Raw genomic sequence first — 24,448 nt, 5'->3', positions numbered from 1 at the left:
GGATTACATGCTAGATAATAATATGATTTCCGGTTTCTATGAAGGCATTTTACTATTTTTAAAGATGTTCATTGCTTCTAGTGCATTCCCGTTTGTCGTTATTTTTATGATCGTATCAGTAGTCGTGCGCTGGAAGATGCCGGTAATCAAAGGGATGTATGGAGAATGGGTTGTAAAGTCCAAGCTCAAGAGATTAGGGGAATCCTATACGGTTTTCCACGATGTGTATATTCCGAATGGTGATCGAGGACTTACGCAGGTCGATCATATTGTCACGTCTGCATATGGCATCTTTGTCATTGAGACGAAGCATTACGCCGGTTGGATTTTTGGTGATGAATATAAATCGCACTGGACGCAAGTTATCTATAAGAAGAAAACGAAAATGCACAATCCGATCCGACAGAATTACGGACATGTGCAAGCTTTAATTACCTACATAGGACAAGTTCAAATGCAGGAAGTAGATGTCCATTCAATCATTGCATTTTCACCAAACTCAACGTTTAAATTCAAGAAGGAATTTACATCTGCACATGTTATTCAGTTTACTGACTTGGTGAAGACGATTAGACAGTATAAAGAGCTAAGGCTAAGTGAAGCAGCAGTGAAGAATGTCAATGAAAAGCTGACAAGGCTATTGGCTATGGATAGAAGTGAAAAGAAGCAGCTGAAGAACGAGCATATTCAATCTGTGCGGAGGGCGAAAATCGCCAAACAATCAGCTGGTAAACAGACCAGGCCTATGATAGAGATAGCAAAGGAAGTAGCCCCTTCAGTGACTGGTGTTTGTCCAACGTGTAATGGAGAATTGGTTATAAAGAAAGGTAGGTATGGGAAATTTTATGGCTGTGTAAATTATCCTAGCTGCCGGTATACGAAGAATATGAATGTGGAAAGTAAAAGTAGTTAAGGATTGAAGAGTTTTAAAGACGCTTGATTGCTACAGCAAAATAAAAGGAACGCATGTACGAGTGACATGAGTTATACGTGTCTATATTATTCATTATTGCGAAAGCCTCTACATGTTGTCAAGGAAAGAAGGTTTCTAATGAACATTTTAACACTACAAAAGTAATCATTTGTTTTGATGAAATTGACAAACAAAGTAGTTATGAAATTCAAGTTATGGGAGGCTTCTGTATTCCTTCATATTATCATTCAAATCCCCCCCGCTACATCAATTAATGAAGAATATTGTTTTCGTAAGACTGATTACGGCGGCGGATATTCATCATCAAGTCGCAGCATAGAAGAGTTGTATAAACTGAGTGTTCGGGTGCCAGTTACTCATACATTTTTTCGAGTTGTATTAACTAACGTGAATGTTGCTCGCACAGCATACCTTTACAAGGAAAGTAGACAGAATAGCACTACAACTTGTCGCATTATCCATTCCATTCATATACAATAATAGGTAAACTGTGAAAGCAGAGGGATGAAGCATGGGTATAATGATTTATCTTGATATTATGCCACATCATATTGACGAGGTCGAATGGGCGAAAGTGTACGATGAAACGATGGAAGTTATTAATCACTATCGATTTGTGGATAATGTTTTTGATAAAGAGGCGTTTGATTGTAATTGGGCTTATCTGACGCGTACAAAGGAAAGAGAGATTCCAATGGCAAACGACGAAACAGGCTGGCATACGATCGGTGATGAACGCACTTTACAGTTGGTTGAGTCATTTGTATTCATCAAGAATCTTAATTATTACAGACGGAATTCACAAAAAGTTGACAGTGATGACGATATATTATTTTCCCTATTTCATGAGTACGCAGACGTAAATGATGTGCTCAAACAGATGCGAGTGAGGTCGAAGAACGTGTTCGATGGTAAGACGCAAGGGGGACCTATTCACATACCGCTTCTTGGAATTGCCTGTCTAATTGAAAGCCGGTTCCCTCAATATGCAATTGTCAGAGGGAATATAACGATTGAGCAGATGGAAAAAGCCGTAGAGTGGATAAACAAAATCTTAAACAATCCGATATCGCTTACTGAACGGACGAGTAATGAAAAGCTTTTAAATAGGATTCAGCGCAAGGTTCACGATGAGGAAGCAGTATTAGATGCGTTGATGTATTTGACATTGTCTGACAGGAATATGGAATTGGGTGAGTTGGTTCGTGCTCATTTCAAACCTGAAACAATTGCTGCATATAATGTTCGTGCCTTCAGGCAGTTGGAGGTGGGAACAGTTGGGTTTTCTAGTGCTCTTTTCGACTACTTCAATCAAGGTTTTCTACTTGAAGACGCTTGTGACATATGTGTGATTGACCCGAACGGTTGCAATTATGACGCAGTGAAGTTTGTAAAATCCATATTGTCGATGGATTGGCTCATGGAAGAAAACGATCATGAGCATTTAATTTCGATTAAAATCTATGAACGGAAGAAATACGGAATGACGTTCCAGGAAGTTGTTGCAGTCTTACAACGTAAATTAGGTACGCTTGTAGACATAGAGACAATGGCATCTGAAATATATAAAGAAAAGCAAGCGACAAATAAGTCGTTAGCCAGATTTTACGCAGACCTAAAGATGGATTATGAACAGACAGTGGAAGTGAAAAGAGACCATTATACGATTATGGATACGGCAGATTTAATACTGTGGAAGCCTGGTGACACGATTCATCCGAATGTCTTGAAGGGAATTGTCATGGTGAAAGAGTTCATTGAAAGTACTCAAGAGAGAAATAAAGAGTTTTTTGAGGAATTTCAATGCATGACAAAGAGGAACATGATCAAGCAATTAATCCACTCGAATCAATTCTTCTATATACATGAAGATGTATGGTTTGAGATTATTGCGCATATTGATGATCAGCACTTGACTAATACATTCCTAGGCCTCTTGTCGATAAAAGCAGAGGAAATATCAATCAATCTTTTATGCAAAAATATCGCGAATAATCATGAGTTGTTTAAGGTCTATGTCGTGTAGTGAAAGGGGACTGGATGCGTCTGGTCCTCTTTTAATTTGCTAATTAATATGCTAGATTTCATTTGCTCCATTTAATACTAACGAAAAAGAATGAACTTACTAAATCTAATAACAGAATAGGAGAGGTCAGTCACTTATGATAGTGTCTGACCCCTCCTATTCTTTTCGTATTTCCGTGGAAAGTAAACCTGATTATATTTACTAATTCAACTTTCTTTAAGAACTATTCCCCTCTTAATCCAATTACAATGCATTGCATCAACTTCAATTCACGGCTTCAAGCTGTTTTCCAGTTCTTCATACTGCTTCTCTGAAATGAAAGACCCGCCTTGCGTTTATCAGGCCGATTGCAATTACGCAATACCTATCAGACTTATCACCTATTCTAGTAATTAGGCGCTTACACATAGGAACGGTTTTGGTTGAAATTCGTATAGAAGGTTGAACATCAATCAAAGGGGTGTGTGATATGAAGCTCAACAAAAGTAAATTCACATTGGCGTTGATTGCCTGTTTCCTTATGCTTGCGGCATGTAAGGATAAACCGGAGTCAGACGTGAAGGCGGATGCCACAGTTACAGAAGAAGAAACAACATCTGTCGCCGATGAGCAAATTCCAAAAGCGGCACGCACAGTTGAGGATATGATTATCCAGTCTGCCGGCAAGTTGGTGGAAGCGCATATGGACCCCGAAATCGAAGCGGCAAGGACTGTCAATTGGGTTTATTATCATCGGTTTTATGAAGATACGTTCAAAGGAATCATGGAGAAAGAGTTGCCTACATATGTCGAGGAGCATCCGGATTTGAGCGCGGACGAGATATATGATTATCTTGTGTATCAATTAGGTTCGGGGCAATATTCGATATTCTATGACCCGTTAACGGCCTATGCGCATGGATATGTCATGCCGGAATTGCCGGAAGGCGAGGATGAAATTGAAATTGCGAAGAGGCAACAGACGAATGTCGTCATCTTGATGGATGCGAGCGGAAGTATGAAGGCGGAAATTGGCGGCGAGTCGCGTATGTCTCTTGCGAAGCAGGCGATCGAGGATTTTACTAGCCAGCTGTCCGATGATGTCAATGTCTCTCTATTTGCGTATGGTCATAAAGGGGCTGGGACGGCAGCGGATAAACAGCTTTCGTGCGGTTCCATCGACGAACTGTATCCACTTGGAGCGTACAACGCAGATTCATTCGCAAAAGCGATGGATTCCTTCCAGGCGAGCGGCTGGACGCCATTAGCAGGTGCGATGGAAAAGGCGCATAACTACCTTGCCTCTTATGACAAAGATGGGTACAGGAATATCGTCTATATCGTAACTGATGGCGTTGAGACGTGTGACGGAAATCCTGTTGCCGCTGCGAAACAACTGCATGACAGTGAAATCGAGGCGAAGGTTAATATTATCGGCTTCGACGTCGATGATGAAGGGCAAAGCCAGTTGAAAACAGTGGCGGAGGCAGGTGGCGGTGAATATGCGACAGTGCGCAATCCGTCTGAATTTGAAGGGGTTCTCATTAAGAAATGGAAGCCGAGCATGATGCAAGTGATGAACCAACAAGGCGTCAAGCTCCATGAGTTAGTACATCAAAAGGAAGCGCTCATTGCAATCCATGATCCACTTACAAATCTATCTGACAGAGAGACAGTGCGAATCACAAATGCAGTCGCTGAATTGAAGAAAAAGAAGTTCATTGACGACGAAAAAGCGAACGAGGTAATAGAGATCGCAAAGGAAATGGGCGAGATGAGATCAGAACATTTCAGTAAAATAATAGAGCAGAAGAGTGAAGAAGCAAGGCAGGCGAAGGATGAGATCGACGCGAAGGTGGAAGCGTGGAAAGAAAAGTGGTCTGCAGAATTGGAGAAGGATGAATAGAGTAGGTAACATAAGTAAATGGCGGTATCTAATAACTACAGATACCGCCATTTTATGATTATGAGGATTGATTTTTTTGTTCTGCGTATTGTTTAAAGTTATCTAAAATCGCCTGCCATCCTTGTCGTTGGAAATCGACTGGATTTTCAGTTTCAGCTTCAAACGTTTCAATGACCTTAGTTTCGTTTCCTTGACCTGTAAAGGTGATGTTGACTTTTCTTCCATCTCCCAATGTATAAGAAATCACCTCATGTAATTGTACCTCATCGTAGACTCCACCAAAGTCGAACCCCATGCTACCATCTTTTGCTTCCATTCTTGAAACGAATTTCCCACCTGCTCTAAGATCGTTCTCCGCAAATGGCGTATGCCAATCATCCGATGGACTGTTCCATTTTTTAATATGACTTGGATCTGTCCAATAAGCCCAAACTTTTTCCACTGGTGCTTGAACAGTTGCTTCTACTGTAAGTTCCTCAAATGCTCCCATGTTTCTCCACCTTGTAATTTGAATTTGCCTTCGTTATCTATGGTTAACTAACACCATTATAATAAACCTACATAGGAAAGACTATTCGAACAACCGATTGTTTGCTGAAGGCGAAAAAAAGGAGAAGTGGTCTTCTTGTTGATTTAGTAAGAAGTAACATCTTAGAAAGGTGACAGTCAATCAATAAAACACTATTGCTAAACTAGAACCTGGTGACCATCATAGGGAAACTATTTTTATTATGGTGCCAGTCACTCATTCAATCATGAAAAATCAAACATTTATGGTTGCTTCGGTTAACGTGAATGTTTGAGTGCCAGGCACCGTATTCAGGCACCGTATTCAAAGAAAAGGATAATTTCTCGTAAAGTATTTTTGGCATAGACACCTTTCCATAAAAAACAATCACCCATCCGTTTGCATACGCTAACAGTAGAAAAGATGCAAAGGAAGTGAACGATATGACGAGCGGCCAGCTGCAAACGCTGCGCACAAGCACCCCGGAAGAAGGGTATGCATTAGCCGTTAAGCTTGCACAAAAAGCGATAAAAATCACACAACCGTCTGAAGAAATCAGAAAGATGTTGCGTCCGGTTTATTCGACGAACGCGGATAGCTTGATCGCAACTGCGCAAGTTGTCGCCATACATTTTCAAACCGTTGCATTTGCCAACAACTATTGGAATGACTAACTATGCAAACAAACAGCCATTGGGATGTTCCTAATCCAATGGCTGTTTGTTGTGTATTTGTGCAAACAACTACTCGGGAAATTAATGTTTCTGGCACAGGTACCTTTACAACTGGGAAACCTTTAATGGTCGCATCCATGTCCATTGTAGATCTCATATCAATACCGACCAATGCTGCTACCAACATACCGCCCTTAAGAATGAATTTATCTTTAAGCTCCGATACCGCAATTCTTTCTAACAAACGTTCCAGCATGTAGTTCCGCATTAGCAACTGGGAGTCAAGATCTTTTTGCTTTGCCACATTTCGTATTAGGTCTTTCAATTGTCTGGCTGATTTCATAAAAGGATTTCCAAATAATTTCGTAAGATTCGTTGTACCCTAAACTGCTCAGCATATCGTAACAATTGCGGAATGTTCTTCTCCCTACTCCCCACATACCGTCGAATGGCTTCATTGATTAAATCAGCATCCAAATTATTTCGGCTTCGAATGAGGTCACAGATGGTTCTTTCTGTATCATACAAAGTGATGTCACGACCAAATTCAGTTTTTCCAGTTGTCGCGCCAACTTGATGGAGTTCTTTTTTTATAAAGTAAATCTTGACACCTTCATTTTTAAAATTCGTACTATTATAGCCTGTTGGGACAGTACCTACCCATTGCAGTGGGTCACGGTCCGTTAAACCATGCAAATAGAGGGCGGTTTCGTGAGAATAAATCAACCGGCTACTCCTGGCTTGCAGGCTGTATAGTTCATCTTCAAATGCTTCCCGAGATAAGTAGACGCCATGAGCCATACGCTCCAGAATGTCCTCTTTTACGAAGGAACCTAAATACGTGCGCGGAATTCCCGCATCCGTTACATCTTTTGTTAAGATAAGGCCATCCTTCTTTTCAATTAGTGATTCAAGCATTTCACGATAGTCCATTTAAACCACCCTCTTTTACTTTCATGCTTCTATTATATGTTATGTAAGCGTGACTGTAAACGCCAGGGGTTCCAAAATATCTTCATGTACTTTAAAGATCGCATGCCAGTCACTCACACAATTCATAGAAAAGCCCTTCTTCACCAAGTACATATTTCTCGCATTTTACTGCCAACTCATAGATAGTTCCCAATAGCTTATATCACCCAGTATAAATTCAGGTGCCTGTACATGATTTAACTCAGGCAATACAATACAATTGTATAAAGTTGAAAATGTAATCCCGTTGCAATAACATTCTTAGAACAAATCTGTATTTATATCCAAATCGTCTGATTTAATATGAATGTTTCTGGCACAGGTACCTTTACAAGGCAGAGTAGTTTGATGCACAAATAAAGAATTGGAAGTGTAGAGATGAAAAATGATCCTGTCATAATTATCGGGGCTGGGTTAAGCGGCCTTTATGCTGCTTCCATGTTGCATGCGAAGGGAATCGAATGTGTGATTCTTGAAGCGCGGGAGCGGATTGGTGGGAGGGTGTTGAGCCAGGCGATTGCGGATCGTCCTGAGTTAGGGAAGTTGGACCTCGGGCCGACGTGGTTTTGGCCGGAGCATGAGCCCGTGATCGCTGGATTGGTCAAGGAACTTGGGTTGCGGACATTCGAGCAACATACGAAAGGGGCGCTGCTTTTCGAGCAATCTGCAGATCAGCCTGCACAGCGTCATATGCTGCCGGAAGGGGCTGTTGCGAAATCGATGCGCTTTGTTGGCGGAGTGCAGTCCTTAATCGATGCTGTAGCAGACGGTCTGCCGGAGAGCGTTATTCAGCTCAATCGGCGAGTGACGGCAATCCATATGGATGAGGAAGGAACGGTCTCTCTTGATGTCAAACATGCTGGAGAAGGGAAAGAAAGTCTCCGAGCAAGAGCGATTATCCTGGCGCTGCCGCCCCGCATCGTTGCGGACAGGATTACATTCACACCGCCGCTTCCACGTCATTTGATAAGTAGCCTAACTGACAAGCCGACTTGGATGGCTGGACAGGCAAAAGCGGTTGCGGTCTATGATCAACCCTTTTGGCGAGATGCGGGTCTTTCCGGACAGGTGACGAGCTGGGCTGGTCCGTTGCAGGAAATCCATGATGCTTCGCCGGATACAGGCAGCGGTGCGCTCTTCGGCTTTTTCGGGCTGTCGGCAAATGATCGTAAGCAGTTGGGAGAGGAAAGGGTCCGTGAGCTTGTAGTTGCTCAATTGGCAAAGTTGTTCGGATCTGCTGCCGAGCGCCCGGTTTCTCTTCTTTATAAAGACTGGTCCGCGGACACAGATACATCAGTAACTGAAGATGCCAAACCACTTACTGATTTTCCGGTGTACGGCGAACTAGCAGACGCTGGCATATGGAATAGCAAATTGTTTTTTGCCGGCACGGAAACCTCTTCAGAACATGGCGGACATCTCGAAGGCGCCCTTCGTTCAGCAGAACGCACGGTAAATGACGTGCTTAAATGCTTCTTTTAGTCTCAGGTACCTGTGTCAAAAGCGACTCAGTCAATTCCCTAAAAGATAGCAATTGGAAATGGGGATGTGTCGATACTAGTTTCAGTTTGTTGATTAAAAATCATCCGGATAGTGGACTAGTCATCATCCTATTTCGCACAGGCACCCGACAAGACACTCGACACTGAATCGCTACTGTTTGTTCTTAATGAACAGAAACGGCAAGAGGATCAGAGCGATTACTCCCGGGAAAGCCGATGCCCCCATGGCGTAATCATTACTGTAGTTGTAATAGGTTAAACTTGCACTACCGATTAGGACGACGACGACAAATAGAATGTAGGAAAGGCGTCTTTTTGTACTAAATCCTGACATCAGCAATCATTCTCCAATCTCATGATAGGCCGTTCATCGTAATGAACGAATCGTTTTTTTATCTGAAAGAATATGTACTCCTCCCTATTCTTGTAAAAAGTCCTCTCGTTTGCAATATCACTTAGATTCTTGCATACAGCTCCTGCTTCAAAAACACAGTTATAGAGCTGGGAATCGATGAGGAGTGGTTTGATTTTGAAAGGATGTATGCAAGAAACATGATGACTAAATGGCTGGAAACAGTTCTAAAAGTTACTTGGGTTTATTTCTACTTTAACTCCTTTGCATCTATCTTTTAATTAAGCACATTCAGAACGGATAGATTGAATCCTTTCTTTCGTAAAGGTAATGTGAGAACTATAGCATAGGAGGGATTTAGATGAAGAATCTTACATTAAATAATGGCATTGAAGTTCCAATCATCGGCAGTGGTACGAATACGTATGGTAAAGAGGGCAACCAATTCGCAGGTGACTTAAGAGGAGACACGCAAGAAATCGATTGGGCCATTGACAGCGGCTACCGTCATTTTGACTCTGCTCAATTGTATGGAAATGAAGAAGTTGTTGGAAATGGGTTAAAGAAGTCTTCTCTGCCACGTGAAGAGTTCTTTATCACGACGAAGCTAAATACATTTGAAGGTTACGTTAGTGCAGACTGGGCCCATGCTGAAATTGAAAAAAGCTTAGAGAAGTTACAAACGGACTCTATTGATTTATTCCTTATTCATAAACCATGGGATAACCATGCTGAGATGTTGGAGGCATGGCGTATTTTAGAAGACTATTATAACCGCGGAGTGTTCAAGTCGATTGGTGTTTCGAACTTTGAAAAAGAACACCTTGATTTACTTCTTGAAAATGGCAACATTCCCCCAGCTGTCAATCAAATCAAATCACAAGTCGGACATTGGAATGAAGAATTAATTGCTTATAATAGAAGTAAGGGGATTGCATCGGTCGCATGGTCTCCTTTACGTGGGATCGATGAAAAGGCTAAGCAGGTTTTGGATGAAATCGGCAAGCCATACGGAAAAACATTCGCACAAGTTGTTTTGCGCTATCAAATTGAACGTGATGTCATCGTCATTCCTAAGTCTCATCATAAAGACCGCCAAGCACAGTGCTTACAGATCTTTGATTTTGAATTGACGGCAAGCGATCGTGATCGTATTGCTGCTTTATAAATGAGTTCGGGGTACTGGGTTCTCATTGAACCCGGTACCCTTTATTACTCTTTGATAATTCTCTATGAACCTGTCAGACTGATAGATATTATGTATACTTGTCAGGTATCTGTGCGTGATTGAAGTCTGACAATACACTACAATTACATAAAGATGAAATTATATTGTTGAGACATGAGGATTTCTGATCTGATTTTGTATGAATATCCAATGTGTCTGAGTTAATATGAATGTTTTTCAAACAGGTACCTCTAACAAGAAGATCCAACCTCATAACGGGGTTGGATTTTCTTGTTTTGAGCTATAAACGAGATACCTATGTGAAAAACAATCGAGATAATTCATGTATTATGCAGAGCGCAAACAGAAGAATGAATGATCTTCAATGTTACATGAGCCTAAAGATGAATTCGTAACCAACTTGTTGAATTGTCATAAATGTATATCACGCGCGTATCTTGCATTTACCGAGTTAACTTCATCTTGTTTTTGGAGTGACTATGTGTAAAGATAGATGTAAAGACAGTTACTAGATTTTATGCAGTTCATTAATCAGCTAAGTACATAGTTGAAGGGAAGGTGGCAATCGGTTATGAACGGACTTAAACTCCGATTGTTGGTTGAACAATTTTTATTGGAAGATATCGGTGCTGGGGATTTGTCGGCAGATTCTATCTTTCTAGATAAGACAAAAGGGAAGATGGTCTTTGTAGCAAAGGAGTCAGGTGTATTTTGCGGGACTGCTATATTCAAAATGGCCTTTCAATTGCTGGATCAGCATATACAGATTGAAGTTATGGTGAAAGATGGTGAAGAGATCCGAGCTGGCCAAGAGTTGGCAGTCGCATCTGGGAATGTAGCGGCTTTATTAAGCGGCGAGAGGGTTGTTTTGAACTTAATTCAGCGGATGAGTGGCATTGCTACGTTAACAAAAGCCGCGGTGAATGAGTTAGATAACGAGTCGATTCGTATTTGCGATACACGCAAAACGACGCCTGGATTGCGGATGTTGGAAAAATATGCTGTTCGGTGTGGAGGAGGCTATAACCATCGCCACGGCCTGTATGACGCGGTTATGATTAAAGATAACCATATCGCTTTTGCGGGTTCCATTACGCGTGCCGTTGAATTGGCTCGCCGCAATACGGGACATATGGTAAATATTGAAGTGGAAACAGAGACGAAAGAACAAGTAGTTGAAGCGGTTGAATCTGGTGCAGATGTCATCATGTTTGACAACCGTTTGCCAGAGGAGATAGAAGAATTTGTGAAACTCGTACCGGCCCACATTACAACAGAAGCGTCCGGTGGGATTCAATTGGATAACCTGAAGGACTATCGGTATACAGGTGTCAACTATATTTCACTTGGATTTCTAACACATTCTTACAAAGCGATTGATATTAGCGCAAATGTACTAATCGAGGAGGAGCATTGACATGATTGTTACTGACATGAAAAGTCGTATTATTGAAGAGATTCAAGAATGGAAACAAAAGCGAAACGCCATCTTACTAGCGCATAATTATCAGATTCCAGAAATACAGGATATTGCGGATGTGCTCGGTGATTCTCTTGCACTAGCTCGCGCCGCAGCGGATACAACGGCGGATGTAATCGTATTTTGCGGGGTGCATTTTATGGCAGAAACCGCTGCGATTTTAAGTCCCGAAAAAACGATTCTCTTACCAGATTTAGATGCAGGCTGTTCTTTAGCGGACTCCATCACTGCAGACCAGTTGCGCGATTGGAAAGCGCAACATCCTGGCGCTGTCGTCGTTAGCTACGTGAACACGAGTGCGGAAGTGAAGGCGGAAAGCGACTATTGTTGCACGTCTTCCAACGCCGTTGAAATCGTGAATTCCATCCCGGACGACCAAGAAATCTTGTTCTTGCCAGACATGTTCCTCGGTTCATTCGTAAAGAACGAAACTGGACGCGAGAACATGCATATTTGGATGGGGGAATGCCATGTGCATGCTGGTATCGCCCCGGATCATGTGGAAGGCGTTCTGGAAAAACATCCGGAGGCTGAGTTGCTCATCCATCCGGAGTGTGGTTGCTCGACATCAAGCATGTATTTGAAATCAGAAGGCATCTTGCCAGCCGAAAAAACGCATATCCTGTCAACAGGAAATATGCTAAAGCGCTCAAAAGAGTCGGAAGCCGAGGAGTTCATCGTAGCAACGGAAGTAGGCATCATTCACCAGATGGAAAAGCAGAACCCTGACAAGCGTTTCCTTGCAGCAAACCCTAATGCTGTCTGCCCATTCATGAAAATGATTACACTCGAAAAAGTGCTAGCCGCACTAAAAGAAAACAAGCATGTCATTTCAGTACCTGAAGAAATCGCAAACCAAGCAAAACTATCTATTGACCGGATGGTCGCTATTGGTTGAGGGTAGAAGTTAGGTATCTTTAAAATCCAACTTCATAACGCGGTTGGATTTTTTTGTTTCTTATCCCATTGTCTTTAGAAGTGCTATCATATCATGTTTGTCGTAAATTTTCGGTACGGGATAGAGCGGATCAAAACAGGTACCTGTTTCGATTGGATTCCGATAATTATTACAAATTCATTTGATGAAATTGAAATGTTGAGAAATGAGAATTTCTGAAATAATCTTGTTTTTTCATCCGAACTGTCTTATTTTAAAGTGAATGTTTCTGGCACAGCCTTTATAATTGTGAACGGACGAGAGATTGTGAAGAAAGGTATGATTTGGTCGACCGGTGAGGTGATTCTCGGTGCGAACGGTCGGGTGTGTATGTAATATCATGGTGCCAATCACTCATTCAATCATGTAAGTTCAAACATTTATGTTTGTTCTAGTTAACGTGAATGTTTGAGTGCCAGGCACCGTATCACCTTGTACCCACTAGCTTTGTACAGCTGTAAATAGAATGATACTTTACTCATTAATTGTGTGAGTGGCACTCGAAACTAGACCAACAAATTTCACGGTGCCCGAATCTCTGTACATAGTGTCTAGAGAGTTATATGAAAATTATTTATTTTTGTTACTATCTGTATTATAATGAAGCATAGCAAAGTTTAACGAAAGGGAGGGATTCGAGTGGTGGAAACGTTCGGGAATACGAAGGAAATCTGTATGCAGACACTGGTGAAAGAGGAATACCCTCATATTCTTTACTTGTATGAAGATGCAGAATGTTATTTGAAACGAGCTTTATCTTTTCTAAAAGATAGCATCACAGCTGGAGAGCCTGTTCTTCTCGTGGAAAATGAACGGAATTACCAAAAGCTCAAAGCGGAATTATCCTCTTGTTTTTCAGCGGAGGAAATGAAGTTGGTGAACTATGCGAACAGTATAAGTTTCTATCTGTCGAGCGGCTCCTATTTCCCTCCAGCGATAGAGTCGTATTTCAATGAGGTGGCAAAACCGTACATTGAAGAGAATATTCGGTTCCGCTCTTGGGCACACGTCGAGTGGTCGACTATAAATGGATCGGCCCATCTAGTAGAGCAGCTTGAGAGAATTATCGATCAGGCAGTCAAGCAATATTCGTTTTCGCTCGTTTGTGCGTATGAGCGAAGTCGTACCTCAGATGAGCTGATGGAGGCACTGCTGCAAACCCATCCGTATATAGCGAAGGGCGATTCTGTGATTACATCGGATACGTATCGTTCAAATAGTGAAAAGAACGTTTGACGCATTTGCCATACCGCGCAGCCCATTTGTGAACCACTGAACGCACACCGGCGCAGGCGTCTTCGGAGGGCACCGTATCCTGCAAGTTGGATAGGCTGTCGCTTCATATCTTAGACCAGCCAATGTTCACAGCATTAGGTGGTCTTTTTTTATGTCTTTTTTTGTAGGGATACGATTATCTTCAGAAATAGATATGCAAGCGACCTTGGCATGCCATCCAGTTCTCATTGAACTAAGAAACGTTTTAGAACCTCGTACCCTTTATAATGGTCAGCAGCTACTAGGAAAATAGCAATAATCTGGCCGTACATGTACTCGGAATTACTTGTAAGTTGATACTAAACACATATACAGTCCACATAAAGAGACGTCACTGACGTCTTTTTCTTATGAACTTAAACCTGCTGATAAATGCATCTAGTAAAAAGGTCTTGTGCATTATCACTTCGTATAGGTATAATTCATTGAGAATTGAACCGGTACGTAAAATCCTTTTAGAGGTATCTATTCAATGGTGAACTTATCGTTAGTCGGGAATAGACCTCACATGCTAGGGGATTGCGCGGGCTTTTTGTGTGAATGAATATAAATAAAGATGTAAGGGGTTTTATGGGTGAAGGTGAAAGGGTTTATTTCTATTTTGTTTGTCGTACTACTTAGTACAGGATGTAGTTCATCATCGATGGAAGTGAATGAAGATCATAATTCTACTAAAGACTTTCATGAAACTGTAGACTATGAAAAATTCGAGTTAATCACTGCCTCGACATTAACAGATCTAGACTGGTTAGATGAAAAAATAGCCATTAAAGGCATGTTAAATAGTACGTACTTCCTAACAGATGATTACGGAAATATATATTTCTCTATAGAGGACGATACGGGAAGTTACGAAGGTTTTTGGTATAATACTGCTTCTAGTTTGAAAATGTATAAGGATATGCAATACGCCATTGAAAATAATATACCTGTAACGGTTTATGGTGTATTTCAAGAAAATCGAAAACAAGTAGGGCACTATAATCTATTTACACATGATGTCGTATTCCATAAGGAAGAAATAGTGCAAAATGCGACGAGTGATGAGGAATCAATAGAAAGTGAAGAGAGTGCATCTGAACATGACCTACATACATGGATTTTTGAAAAGGTGGAAGAATCGCCTGATGCTGGACCTGCTGTTACGAGTGAAAATATTGAACAATTCAAGCCTGCCAATTTAAATATGACAGCAAGTACGAACAGGGATGGAAGAGGTCAATTGACAACAGCCACTTTTACAATCAGATGGGATCGTATAAAAGATGCGGATCATATATATGTGTTTTATGATACATATGCTCGTTCAGGACCGATCGAAAAAGAATTGGATAAGGCAAAAAGGGTAGATGGAACTGAAACATCGTACAGTTTTGGCACTTTGCCCTCGAGAATGGAAGGCGCAAACAAGTTTTGGGCTTATATCATTGTTAGTAAGGATGGAAAACTATCGGAGTATAGTGAAGTAGTGACAGCTAGCTATTAAGAAGTAATGTGGATTGACTAAAAAGAATCCTATGCAGTTTAAATTATTCACTTCATACATAGTAGTCATTGACTACTATGTATGAAGTGTTTTTTATAGTTGAATGTATCTTCACAATAATGTAGAGAACCGGGTTCTTATTGACTTTTGAATTGTTTGAGAATCTGATACTCTTTTATTTTATCCATTTGCTGCATCGCATGTAGTACGTACTATTCCTTGTTGAATCCATCACTTTTTCAACAATAAATAAAGGAAGTACGGTGCGCCGATTAGAGAAACCATGATGCCTGCAGGCAAGCCGCTTGGGTCAAGAATGTTGTGACCTATCGTATCCGCAAAAAGAAGCAGCCAGCCGCCAATCAATATAGCAATCGGAAGGAAAAGCTGGTTACGCGGACCAATCAACGCCTTTGCGATATGGGGGGCCATCAATCCAACGAAGCTAATGCCGCCCGTCACGGCGACAGCTGAGGCGGCAAGCGCAACAGCTGTCCCCAACAGGACGATGCGTTCCTTACCTATTGAAACACCGACGCCAATTGCGACAGGTTCGCTTATAGCTAGTAGATTCAGTCGGTTTGCTTTGTATAAAGTAAATGGAATCAGAACAACCAGCCATGGGAGCAATGCCCAGATGAACGGCCAATCGGTTCCCCAAATATTTCCTGCCAACCACTTCGCGATGAAATCCACTTTCGTTCGTTCAGCGGAGGAGATCAATACAATCATCAAACCTGATAACGCAAGTGAAAACCCTACTCCGGTCAACACTAATTGGATGGGCTGCACGCCGGTTTGTTTGCGGTACGAAAAGATATAGATTAGCACTGCTGTAACGCTGGCACCGAAGAAGGCGATAACTGGAAGCAGATAGACGAATGAGCCGGCGTCAATCGGAATGAACAGGAAGAACACAGCAATCGCCACGCCTGCACCTGAGTTGATGCCGATAATGCCAGGGTCTGCCAAGTCGTTGCGCGTGATACCTTGTAAAATGGCACCAGAAAGGGCAAGTGCCATTCCAGCCAAAAGCGTTACAAGAATGCGCGGCATTCGGATGGAGAAGAGCACAAAATTCTCTTTGAATGAACCTTGCCCGAGAAGAATCGGAAGGATGCGATCAAACGTTACGGTCGACCGGCCGAGTCCAAGGGCGATAATTATCGTCAGTACAATCAGCAGTGCAAGAGCAGCTAACAGGATACGTTGTTTCTTGAGCAAAGATGGATGGATCATGAGAATGCCTTGCCCCCTCTCCGAACGATGGCAAGGAAGAATGGCAATCCTGCAACAGTAACAATTGCGACGACAGGTGTCTCATAAGGTGCATTGATCGTTCGTCCGAGCGTATCCGCCAACAGCATGAAAGTAGCACCGACAATGGCAGACATCGGCAAGATAAAACGGTAATCCGTTCCGACAAATACTCTCACAATATGAGGAATCATTAGTCCGATGAATGCCATGTTGCCGACAAGTGCAACGGAAGCGCCTGCCAGAATGATAATGACTGCAAACAAGATGGCTTTTATGTGGCCGGTTTTTTGCCCGAGACCGACGGCTACTTCCTCGCTCAGACTTAAAATGGTAAGCTGCCGAGACAAGAAAAATGAGATGGTCATGCCGATAAGGATGAATGGAACAATGATGCTCAACTGGCCCCACGTCGTACCGATCGTACCTCCCGCTGTCCACATGGAGACATCTTTAGAAATTCGGAAATAGATACCGATTCCTTCAGCGATTGCGTATAGAAACGCTGAAATGGCGGCACCAGCAAGGACAATACGAATCGGTGAGAAGCCGCCTTTTTTCATGGCGCCAATGCCGAAAACGAGAGACGCGCCCACTGCTGCACCAATGAAACAAGCGACCATCGTCCAAAAGTAATTCGCAGCAGGAAGAAATGCAATTGTGATGGCAAGAGCTGCATTCGCTCCAGCTGTCAGTCCGAGCAAGCCGGGATCGGCGAGCGGATTTCTAGTCATCCCTTGCATGATTGCACCTGACACTGCAAGAGCTGCTCCGACAAACAAGGCAGCAACTTCCCGCGGCAACCGGATTTCCCGTATGATGGAAATCTGATCGTTTGACGTTGAAGATACAAGCGCCAACCAAACGTCCCGAAGAGCAATATCAGCAGCGCCGAATACCAAAGATATGCCGAACACGCATACAAATACGGCAATCGCGGTCAATAATTTAACTAGGTACGGAATCGGAGTCCGCATGATTTTTTTCATCTTCCCTCATCTTTTCTTTTCATAAAGTAGTATGTATGGAATAGGGGAACAGCAAGGATCCATGGAAACCGACCAAAGTCCTTGCTGATTTACCCCCAACTTGAAATTGCTTATTTCCCTAAAAACGAATCCTTGAAGAACTGAAGCTGTTTTTCAAGCGTGACAGGGTCGGAGAAAGAAGCCCCTTCACCCTTCATTTCGAAAAGATGGCCATTTTTCACGGCTGGTATATTTTGATAGGTCTGTGTCTCTTGAAAGGAGTTATCAGCATCTGAATACTTGCTCAACACGATATAATCGCCTGCATACTCGGGGATGACTTCAGCAGATAGTGCGAAATAACCCGATTCCAAAGCCATTTCTTTCACTTTTTCAGGCATTTTCAAGCCCATTCCCTGGTAGAGAATCTCTGTTCCACGCGCCCAGTTGTCACCGAACACATAAATGTCCTTGCCGTAGGTTTCCAGTACAGAGACCGTCGCATCCTCGCCAATTTCAGCACGGATTTCATCGCCTGCCTCCTCGACGCGCTTTGTAAAGTCTTCTACCCATGCTTTTGCTTCTTCTTCTTTATTCAATAACTTTCCGATTTCAATATGTTGGTTTAGGTAATCAAGTTTGCCCCATGTGTAGGTGACCGTTGGAGCAATCGCCTGCAATTTATCGCCATTTTTAATGGTGGACAATCCAATGATTAAGTCAGGGTCGAGCTCGATAATTTTCTCAAGGTCTTCATCCGATACTTCTTCGACATCCTGCATTTCTTTTTCAAATGTTGGATTGTCTTTGGACCAGATATCGGCCCCGACAACCGGGACGCCGAGCTGGATGACGTTGCCTGTAAATCCAGACAGCATGACGACGCGCTTCGGATTTGTCGGTACTTCTACTGGACCTGTCTCGGATTCATATGTGAACGTTGCAGCTTCTGATTCAGCAGGTGTTGCATTGTCCTCTTTTGGTGTTGTCTCACTTTTGCCGCAAGCGCCTACGACGAGCACAAGCAAAAGAACGAATGGGATGATCAATTTTTTCATAGTCAATTTTCTCCTTTAAGTAAGTTGTATGTAATGCACATTGGTTTAGCCGTCCGTGGGTCGCGTCCAATAACGGCATCGATTTGAAACACTTCTCGCAATACGTCAGGGACAATAACTTCCTCGCACGGCCCTGCTTTCACAATTTGACCGTCTTTCAACGCAATAATCGAATCTGCGAAACGTGCTGCCTGATTCAGATCATGCAACACCATTACAATCGTCCGGTCCTGCTCATAATTCAGCTGTTGAAGCAATTCAAGCACTTCAAGCTGATGCGCCATATCGAGATAGGTCGTCGGTTCATCCAAAAAAATGATTTCGGTTTCCTGCGCGAGTGCCATTGCGATCCAGACTCGCTGGCGTTGGCCACCGGACAATGCATCGACAGGGCGATATTTATAAGAGGTTGTTCCAGTCACCTCAAGTGCCCAGTCAATCATTTCATAATCCCGTTTCGTCAATCGACCGAAGCTGTTTTGATAAGGGAATCTGCCGTAGGAGACGAGTTCGCCTACTGTAAGACCGCTGGCGCTTTCAGGGGTTTGGGGAAGGATAGCCATCTGTTTCGCAAGGGTTTTCGTATTTTCCTTGGAGATGTCTTTGCCGTCCAGCATCACCGTGCCCGATTGGTGGGGAATGATTCTCGTGATGGCTTTCAACAGAGTGGATTTTCCGCAACCGTTAGATCCGATGATGGCGGTAATCTTCTTATCAGGGATCTGAATGTCGAGATTTTTCACGATTTGTTGTTCACCATAGCTGATACTGATCGCCTCTGTAACAAGTCGCACCAATGAATTCCACCTCCAAAAGGGTATCGTAATTAAGATTGATAATCATTCTCAACTAATCTCACTTCATACTATAAAGAGTGAAGAAACAAGTGTCAATACAAATTTTCGTGATGCGCACAGCAAATTAAAGCATTAGTTTTCATTTATTCATAGAAGTGGCGCTTTGCATAATCCATTAAAATAGATTATTCTTAATTGAGAATGAGAATCAGTATCATAAACGAAGGGGTGCGGACATATGAATGAGCAGGAAGTATATGATGTGACAATAATCGGTGGGGGACCGGCAGGACTCTACTCGACTTTTTATAGCGGCTTACGTGAAATGAAGACAAAAATTATTGATTTCCAGCCACGTCTCGGTGGGAAAATTCAAGTGTATCCAGAAAAGATGATTTGGGATGTAGGTGGATTGACGCCGATACCCGGCGCGCGGCTGATGGAACAACTTATCGAGCAAGCGATGACGTTTTCGCCGGAAGTGGTGCTGAATGAAAAAATCGATTCAATCGTCAAGGTAGATGATGTATTTGAGCTGATAGCCGCATCAGGTCGTAAGCATTATTCAAAGACAGTCATTACGGCGGTCGGGAGTGGGATTCTGAAGCCGAAGAAATTGCAAATCGAAGGTGCAGAGCGGTTTGAAGTATCAAATATTCATTATACGGTGCAATCATTGAAGCGATTCAAAGATAAGATTATTGTCATTTCGGGCGGCGGCGACACAGCGATCGATTGGGCAAATGAACTTGTACCGATTGCGAAGCAGGTCTATTTGACATACCGGAAAGATTCTATGTCAGGGCATGAAGCGCAAGTGTCTCAGCTTCTTAGCAGCTCAGCCATTTGTTTGCCGCAGACAAGCATTACAAGACTGATTGCATCCGATACACATGAAAAAATCGAGCGGGTTGAGCTGACTTGCCAGGATTCGAGCGAGGTGCTGATGCTTGAAGTGGATGACGTCATTATCAGTCATGGCTATGAGCAAGATTCTAGTTTATTGAAAAACAGCGAATTGGAGATCGAGATGGTTGACGATTTTTATATCGCAGGTGATGCGATGAGCCGTTCATCCGTTCCTGGTTTGTTTGCGGCAGGCGATATTCTTAAGCATAGTGGCAAGCTTTGGCTAATTGCGGGCGCTTTTCAAGACGCGGCCAATGCGGTGAACAGCGCAAAGCAGTTTATTGAGCCTGGTGCGAACAAAGTTGCAATGGTCTCGTCGCATAACGAAGTCTTTTCGGAGCGGAATCGAAAGCTGTTGAAAAAAATGATGAACACTCCATCGTCGGAAGCAAGTGCGGCAGAAGGAATCCGCGTCTGAGTCTATTCTTCATGAAGAGCCTTCCAACTATGCATAGAATTATCGTTATTCACTATACTAAGTCCATCTTTATTAGGAGGGATCATGATAGTGGCGAACGATTCGAATCCAAGTTGGAAAAAGAACCACCCGAGCTCGCAGCTGGGGAATGCTGTTGAAAAGGCCGATCGCTCGGTGAAGCAAGCGATGTCGCATCCGGAAGAAATAGCTGTCGAACATGCTTTTAATGCCATTTTTCGAGCGGAAAACGCTTTTGCGAATGCGGTGGAATTGAATGAGCATATGGATACAGTTCAACAAAACAAGAAGCAATTGAATGATTTGAGCCAACAGTTAAAAGGTGTGCAAAAAGAAGTTAATAAAAAGGAGTGAGTGCCAGTCATTCACACGACAACAAGTACCAGGTTCTCATTGAATTTGAACCTGGTACTCTTTACATTCTAGACATTTACGTACTAATCAATTCACCTTCAAAGAAACAAGCGCATTGTGTATGGCCTCGAGTTTCGTCTCAAGCCGGTGCAAAAGGTAAAACGATACAAAAATCGGAAATCCGATTTGTTGTATAAGATTTATCCACTGCTCCATTATGAAAACGCCTCCTTTCATATAATGCGGAGGGCGGCATTTTTGCCTCGACAGGCACTGGAGGTCTTGAAAAAAAGGCGTTCTTTGCCTTTTCTTTCAAGATCGAAGTGACCCGAGAGGCAGCCGCCCGCAGCTGGAATGTATAAAGCGGAGGGCGGCATTTTTGCCTCGACAGGCACTGGAGGTCTTGAAAAAAAGGCGTTCTTTGCCTTTTCTTTCAAGACCGAAGTGACCCGAGAGGCAGCCGCCCGCAGCTGGAATGAATAATGCGGAGGGCGGCGTTTTGCCTCGACAGGCACTGGAGGCCTCGAAAAAAAGGCGTTCTTTGCCTTTTCTATCAAGACCGAAGTGACCCGAGGCGGCCGCCCAAAGCTGAAATAGGTAGTAAAAAGGCTCTCCAGCCAAGCCGGAGAGCCTTTTTACTTATGGATTTACAAGTTCTTCAACATTGCGATCGATAATACGTGCGCCTTTTACAGTTGCCAGGAAAGAGCCATCCACTTGAAAAACCTGTGAATTAATAATCTCTTGCATGGCTGTTTCCACCTCGACTGCTGTTAATCCAGCTTTTGGCTCGTCCACTGACAGGGATGTCTGTTTCCCTGCAGCTGTCGTAAAGTTTAATTGTAACGTTTTCGCCATTCCTCATCTCTCCTTTCTACTTAGTTCATAATGTCAGCTGTTTCTACTCTTTCTGCTCCGATAAATGGATAGTCGGAAAGCAGTGCCAATTGTGTAAGGGCATTGTGTAAGCTATCAGCCGTCGCCGCTTCTGAAACATTACGGTAGGATTTCGATTTACGGATCATTTTCCCATCCTCCGTCAACCCGCCGTCGAAGTACACTTTTCCAACTGCACTTCTAAATTCGATTGTCGCCATTTGCATTCCCTCCTTTCACCCACTAGATAGATTGGGAATGATGAAAAGGATACACGCTCTTTATGTTTTGTTAAAAAAGGTTTTAAGGAATAAGTTTTTGGCCATCTGTGAAGTCAGGTTGTATTGGGAATCTTGGTAGGGTGAGGGGGATTCTATGGGGGATTTGAAACGTTGGGAAAGTAGGATTTCTGAAACAAGCTTCTGTTACTATCCAAACCATCTGAATTAACGTGAATGTTTCTGGCACAAGTTTAAAACGAACAAAAGCCCCTGTGTAGCCGATCAGATCCGCATGCACAAGGGCTTTTTCTGCTTATTGCATTCCATTGTTACTTCTGGTTTCTTATAAACAGAAACGGCGATAGAATCAGAGCAACGATTCCCGGGAAAGCCGACGCTCCCATCGCAAAATCATGACTGTAGTTGTAATCAGTCATGTTTGCTGCACAGGGACCTTTACAATTGTGAATCAATCTTTACAGCGTTCGCGTTATAGCTATTTTTCGGTACATCGCTATGATTTTTGGGTGATCCATCTCCCATTCCTTTGTCCGCATGGAAATTTTGAATTGTTTTTCCATTTCGGTCAGTAAACCGACTAAAAGGATATCCTTTCGCGGTTGGTCGTAGAAGATGATTTTCTCATATTCGCTTTGGTAGTCAGCCAGTGACTTGCCTGTCATCTTATAGCCACCTTCTTCTATTGTGCATGAATCGGTTGAGTGTTAGGATCTCAATAAACGTTGAATGGTTTCAGAACTTAACATCCATCTCGATTTCTATCGTAAACGACTAATAAGAATCTGTAAAATTAACGTAGTGAATTGGATAGGTGCCTGGTACTTTTGCGTAAATCGATTCATTGACTCCACTTCTGCTTTAATTTCATCCCTATTAAAAATAGAGTAAGTACATAAAGGGCGATAATTAGGACGGTACCCCAATTGCCAGCTGCTAGTTGATGACCGGCAAGCGTATAGGCGAGTATGAGGGGGAGCTTGCCTAACAATGTTGCGGTGATAAAAGCACCGACACGTACATTCGATATGCCTGCGATTACATTAATGGCTGCAGTCGGTACAAACGGGACGATGCGCGCAAGCAGTACAGCTACAAAGCCGTTTTTTTCAATTAATGCAAAGAATTTCGATAACTGCTGTTTCTTGTTTACATAGTTTAGTGCGGCATTGCGCAGTACGCTTTTACTTAAGAGGAATAACAGGAAGGATCCGAGTGTTGACCCAAGCATATTAATAGCCAAGCCTGGAAAGAACGCATGATTACTTGCAATGAGTGCAGCGAGAACAGGTATAGGCGCAAAAGGAATCATGGAAACGAGCACCATGAATAAAAAATGATAAAGCCAAGCGGTAGAGCTGTCATTTTGTACAATGTCTAAGAGTAATTGTTCCATAATCGTTCCTTTACGTTCGTTTGGCTTTAGTATAGCTGATTTTGGTGGAGGATGTCTGATACGATTAGTTAAAGAACTTCATTTTCAGTTAACTGCCTTATGCTACACATCAATTCAAATTGAAGAGCTAGTTACACTAATAAGGAAAAGACTTACGTCTATTGCAAATTAAATAATACCCAACTCTTCCTCTTCCGAAACAACCGCATCACTCTTTTCTGAAAGGCCCATTGCCGCACGATGACGGCAGGACATTTGCTGCGGAGTATGTTGTATCTCCTTTTATTAATACAGCACCATCATGTAATGGATTCCCGTGATAAAAAATAAATTCTAATAAAGAACTGGTCAATGTGGCGCTCATTCAATTATTGAATGAGTGCCAAACACCGTATTGTAAGAAAGGGAGGTGGGAGAATGGAAGGTGCAGTATTTTATATAAGAGGTGAGTACGGTAAACAATTGTATGAAATATTGGAGGGTATTGTAGATCCCTCTTGGTATTGGTCAGTGGGTCCGGAAGAATCGTACTTTATAGGGCCGGGGGGATTAGGTGATCCTTTTTTTGGAGCAGATGTTGAAATTATGGATGGTCCAACATTTATGAGACACATTTCTAAAGAAAAATACTTTTTAATATTTGCAGATATAAAAGCTTTTCCTACATCGGAAAGCGTAGTTGAGATTTTTAATGAAAATGAATTCATGAAAAGCTCCTGTAAACTCGGTCTCTTTGTCAGCGATTCCACACAAGTGATCGTCTACTCACGAGACAAACAAATCATATCGGACATTTTTAAACGGGCCGAAACTATGGGGTATAGTGATATTAGATTAATGACTAAAGAAGCTATAATTGCAGCTATATGGGGTTGGATGCAAATATGAATGAAACGTACATTCGCTAGATGATCGCTAAGTAATTACTAGTCTGGTAA

25 protein-coding genes and 1 pseudogene are annotated in these 24,448 nt (G+C 42.5%); 13 read left to right on the top strand and 13 right to left on the bottom strand.

What is annotated here, in order from left to right; translation table 11 throughout:
* Nucleotides 1-7 precede the first annotated feature (7 nt).
* The 3 genes from QWT69_RS13920 (at nt 8) to QWT69_RS13910 (ending at nt 4,845) form a co-directional block, all read left to right on the top strand.
* Nucleotides 8-913: a nuclease-related domain-containing protein gene (locus tag QWT69_RS13920; RefSeq protein ID WP_317966593.1), complete on the top strand. Its 906-nt coding sequence runs from the start codon at nt 8-10 to the stop codon at nt 911-913.
* A gap of 532 nt (nt 914-1,445) precedes the next feature.
* Nucleotides 1,446-2,960: a hypothetical protein gene (locus tag QWT69_RS13915; RefSeq protein ID WP_317966592.1), complete on the top strand. Its 1,515-nt coding sequence runs from the start codon at nt 1,446-1,448 to the stop codon at nt 2,958-2,960.
* 469 nt (nt 2,961-3,429) lie between these two features.
* The gene (locus tag QWT69_RS13910) at nt 3,430-4,845 is read left to right on the top strand and encodes a vWA domain-containing protein (RefSeq protein WP_317966591.1); all 1,416 of its coding nucleotides are present in this window, start codon (nt 3,430-3,432) and stop codon (nt 4,843-4,845) included.
* A 58-nt stretch (nt 4,846-4,903) separates the two neighbouring features.
* Here the strand turns inward: QWT69_RS13910 and QWT69_RS13905 are convergent, their stop codons facing one another.
* Nucleotides 4,904-5,335 carry an SRPBCC family protein gene (locus QWT69_RS13905; RefSeq protein WP_317966589.1) on the bottom strand — a complete coding sequence of 144 codons (432 nt, stop codon included), beginning with the start codon at nt 5,333-5,335 and terminating at the stop codon, nt 4,904-4,906.
* A 461-nt stretch (nt 5,336-5,796) separates the two neighbouring features.
* Between QWT69_RS13905 and QWT69_RS13900 the strand changes: the two genes are divergently transcribed.
* Nucleotides 5,797-6,027: a hexameric tyrosine-coordinated heme protein gene (locus QWT69_RS13900; RefSeq protein ID WP_317966587.1), complete on the top strand. Its 231-nt coding sequence runs from the start codon at nt 5,797-5,799 to the stop codon at nt 6,025-6,027.
* Nucleotides 6,028-6,366: 339 nt separating this feature from the next.
* Here QWT69_RS13900 and QWT69_RS13890 read toward each other — a convergent pair whose 3' ends face one another.
* Nucleotides 6,367-6,960, bottom strand: a complete 594-nt coding sequence (locus QWT69_RS13890; RefSeq protein WP_317966585.1) for a type IV toxin-antitoxin system AbiEi family antitoxin domain-containing protein — start codon at nt 6,958-6,960, stop codon at nt 6,367-6,369.
* Nucleotides 6,961-7,377: 417 nt separating this feature from the next.
* On the opposite strand from QWT69_RS13890, the gene QWT69_RS13885 reads away from it, so the two are divergent.
* Nucleotides 7,378-8,481, top strand: coding sequence for a flavin monoamine oxidase family protein (locus tag QWT69_RS13885; protein WP_317966583.1), 1,104 nt, complete (start codon nt 7,378-7,380; stop codon nt 8,479-8,481).
* Between the two features lie 171 nt (nt 8,482-8,652).
* Here the strand turns inward: QWT69_RS13885 and QWT69_RS13880 are convergent, their stop codons facing one another.
* Nucleotides 8,653-8,835 (bottom strand): hypothetical protein, encoded by a 183-nt coding sequence (locus QWT69_RS13880; RefSeq protein WP_317966581.1) that lies wholly within the window; start codon nt 8,833-8,835, stop codon nt 8,653-8,655.
* Between the two features lie 379 nt (nt 8,836-9,214).
* On the opposite strand from QWT69_RS13880, the gene QWT69_RS13875 reads away from it, so the two are divergent.
* From QWT69_RS13875 to QWT69_RS13855, 5 genes are all read left to right on the top strand, one after another.
* Nucleotides 9,215-10,021: an aldo/keto reductase family protein gene (locus QWT69_RS13875; protein ID WP_317966579.1), complete on the top strand. Its 807-nt coding sequence runs from the start codon at nt 9,215-9,217 to the stop codon at nt 10,019-10,021.
* A gap of 592 nt (nt 10,022-10,613) precedes the next feature.
* Nucleotides 10,614-11,459: a carboxylating nicotinate-nucleotide diphosphorylase gene (nadC, locus tag QWT69_RS13870; RefSeq protein WP_317966577.1), complete on the top strand. Its 846-nt coding sequence runs from the start codon at nt 10,614-10,616 to the stop codon at nt 11,457-11,459.
* Nucleotide 11,460: 1 nt separating this feature from the next.
* On the top strand, nt 11,461-12,420 hold the full coding sequence (gene nadA, locus QWT69_RS13865) for a quinolinate synthase NadA (protein WP_317966575.1): 960 nt from the start codon (nt 11,461-11,463) through the stop codon (nt 12,418-12,420).
* 678 nt (nt 12,421-13,098) lie between these two features.
* Entirely contained in the window at nt 13,099-13,695 is a 597-nt protein-coding gene (locus QWT69_RS13860; RefSeq protein WP_317966573.1) for an MEDS domain-containing protein, read from the top strand.
* A gap of 613 nt (nt 13,696-14,308) precedes the next feature.
* Complete coding sequence (locus tag QWT69_RS13855; protein ID WP_317966571.1) at nt 14,309-15,220, top strand: hypothetical protein; 912 nt, start codon at nt 14,309-14,311, stop codon at nt 15,218-15,220.
* 231 nt (nt 15,221-15,451) lie between these two features.
* Here QWT69_RS13855 and QWT69_RS13850 read toward each other — a convergent pair whose 3' ends face one another.
* The 4 genes from QWT69_RS13850 to QWT69_RS13835 form a co-directional block, all read right to left on the bottom strand.
* A complete protein-coding gene (locus QWT69_RS13850) occupies nt 15,452-16,459 on the bottom strand; it encodes a FecCD family ABC transporter permease (RefSeq protein ID WP_317966569.1) in 1,008 nt (335 codons plus the stop codon).
* On the bottom strand, nt 16,456-17,466 hold the full coding sequence (locus QWT69_RS13845) for a FecCD family ABC transporter permease (RefSeq protein ID WP_317966567.1): 1,011 nt from the start codon (nt 17,464-17,466) through the stop codon (nt 16,456-16,458). Before QWT69_RS13845 ends, QWT69_RS13850 begins: the two co-directional genes overlap by 4 nt.
* A gap of 110 nt (nt 17,467-17,576) precedes the next feature.
* Complete coding sequence (locus tag QWT69_RS13840; protein WP_317966565.1) at nt 17,577-18,503, bottom strand: iron-hydroxamate ABC transporter substrate-binding protein; 927 nt, start codon at nt 18,501-18,503, stop codon at nt 17,577-17,579.
* Between the two features lie 2 nt (nt 18,504-18,505).
* A complete protein-coding gene (locus QWT69_RS13835; protein WP_317966563.1) occupies nt 18,506-19,300 on the bottom strand; it encodes an ABC transporter ATP-binding protein in 795 nt (264 codons plus the stop codon).
* A gap of 238 nt (nt 19,301-19,538) precedes the next feature.
* Here QWT69_RS13835 and QWT69_RS13830 point away from each other — a divergent pair, with 238 nt between their 5' ends.
* Entirely contained in the window at nt 19,539-20,627 is a 1,089-nt protein-coding gene (locus QWT69_RS13830) for an NAD(P)/FAD-dependent oxidoreductase (RefSeq protein ID WP_317966561.1), read from the top strand.
* Nucleotides 20,628-20,711: 84 nt separating this feature from the next.
* On the top strand, nt 20,712-20,999 hold the full coding sequence (locus QWT69_RS13825) for a hypothetical protein (RefSeq protein ID WP_431312293.1): 288 nt from the start codon (nt 20,712-20,714) through the stop codon (nt 20,997-20,999).
* An 87-nt stretch (nt 21,000-21,086) separates the two neighbouring features.
* Here QWT69_RS13825 and QWT69_RS13820 read toward each other — a convergent pair whose 3' ends face one another.
* From QWT69_RS13820 to QWT69_RS13795, 6 genes and pseudogenes are all read right to left on the bottom strand, one after another.
* The gene (locus QWT69_RS13820) at nt 21,087-21,215 is read right to left on the bottom strand and encodes a YvrJ family protein (RefSeq protein ID WP_251696091.1); all 129 of its coding nucleotides are present in this window, start codon (nt 21,213-21,215) and stop codon (nt 21,087-21,089) included.
* 423 nt (nt 21,216-21,638) lie between these two features.
* Nucleotides 21,639-21,857, bottom strand: a complete 219-nt coding sequence (locus QWT69_RS13815) for a DUF2922 domain-containing protein (protein WP_317966554.1) — start codon at nt 21,855-21,857, stop codon at nt 21,639-21,641.
* A gap of 20 nt (nt 21,858-21,877) precedes the next feature.
* A complete protein-coding gene (locus QWT69_RS13810; protein ID WP_317966552.1) occupies nt 21,878-22,096 on the bottom strand; it encodes a DUF1659 domain-containing protein in 219 nt (72 codons plus the stop codon).
* A 476-nt stretch (nt 22,097-22,572) separates the two neighbouring features.
* Nucleotides 22,573-22,779: a hypothetical protein gene (locus tag QWT69_RS13805; RefSeq protein WP_317966550.1), complete on the bottom strand. Its 207-nt coding sequence runs from the start codon at nt 22,777-22,779 to the stop codon at nt 22,573-22,575.
* A 176-nt stretch (nt 22,780-22,955) separates the two neighbouring features.
* Nucleotides 22,956-23,510 carry a TVP38/TMEM64 family protein gene (locus QWT69_RS13800; protein WP_317966548.1) on the bottom strand — a complete coding sequence of 185 codons (555 nt, stop codon included), beginning with the start codon at nt 23,508-23,510 and terminating at the stop codon, nt 22,956-22,958.
* Between the two features lie 168 nt (nt 23,511-23,678).
* Nucleotides 23,679-23,874, bottom strand: a pseudogene (locus tag QWT69_RS13795) (diadenylate cyclase); the annotation flags it as partial.
* A gap of 53 nt (nt 23,875-23,927) precedes the next feature.
* Between QWT69_RS13795 and QWT69_RS13790 the strand changes: the two are divergent.
* On the top strand, nt 23,928-24,398 hold the full coding sequence (locus tag QWT69_RS13790) for a DUF2691 family protein (RefSeq protein WP_317966544.1): 471 nt from the start codon (nt 23,928-23,930) through the stop codon (nt 24,396-24,398).
* Nucleotides 24,399-24,448 lie beyond the last annotated feature (50 nt).

Origin of the sequence: Sporosarcina oncorhynchi (assembly GCF_033304615.1) — a bacterium.
Taxonomy (GTDB): Bacteria; Bacillota; Bacilli; order Bacillales_A; family Planococcaceae; genus Sporosarcina; species Sporosarcina oncorhynchi.
Note: the sequence above shows the minus strand (reverse complement) of the source record. Positions and strands in the feature narration are given on the sequence as shown.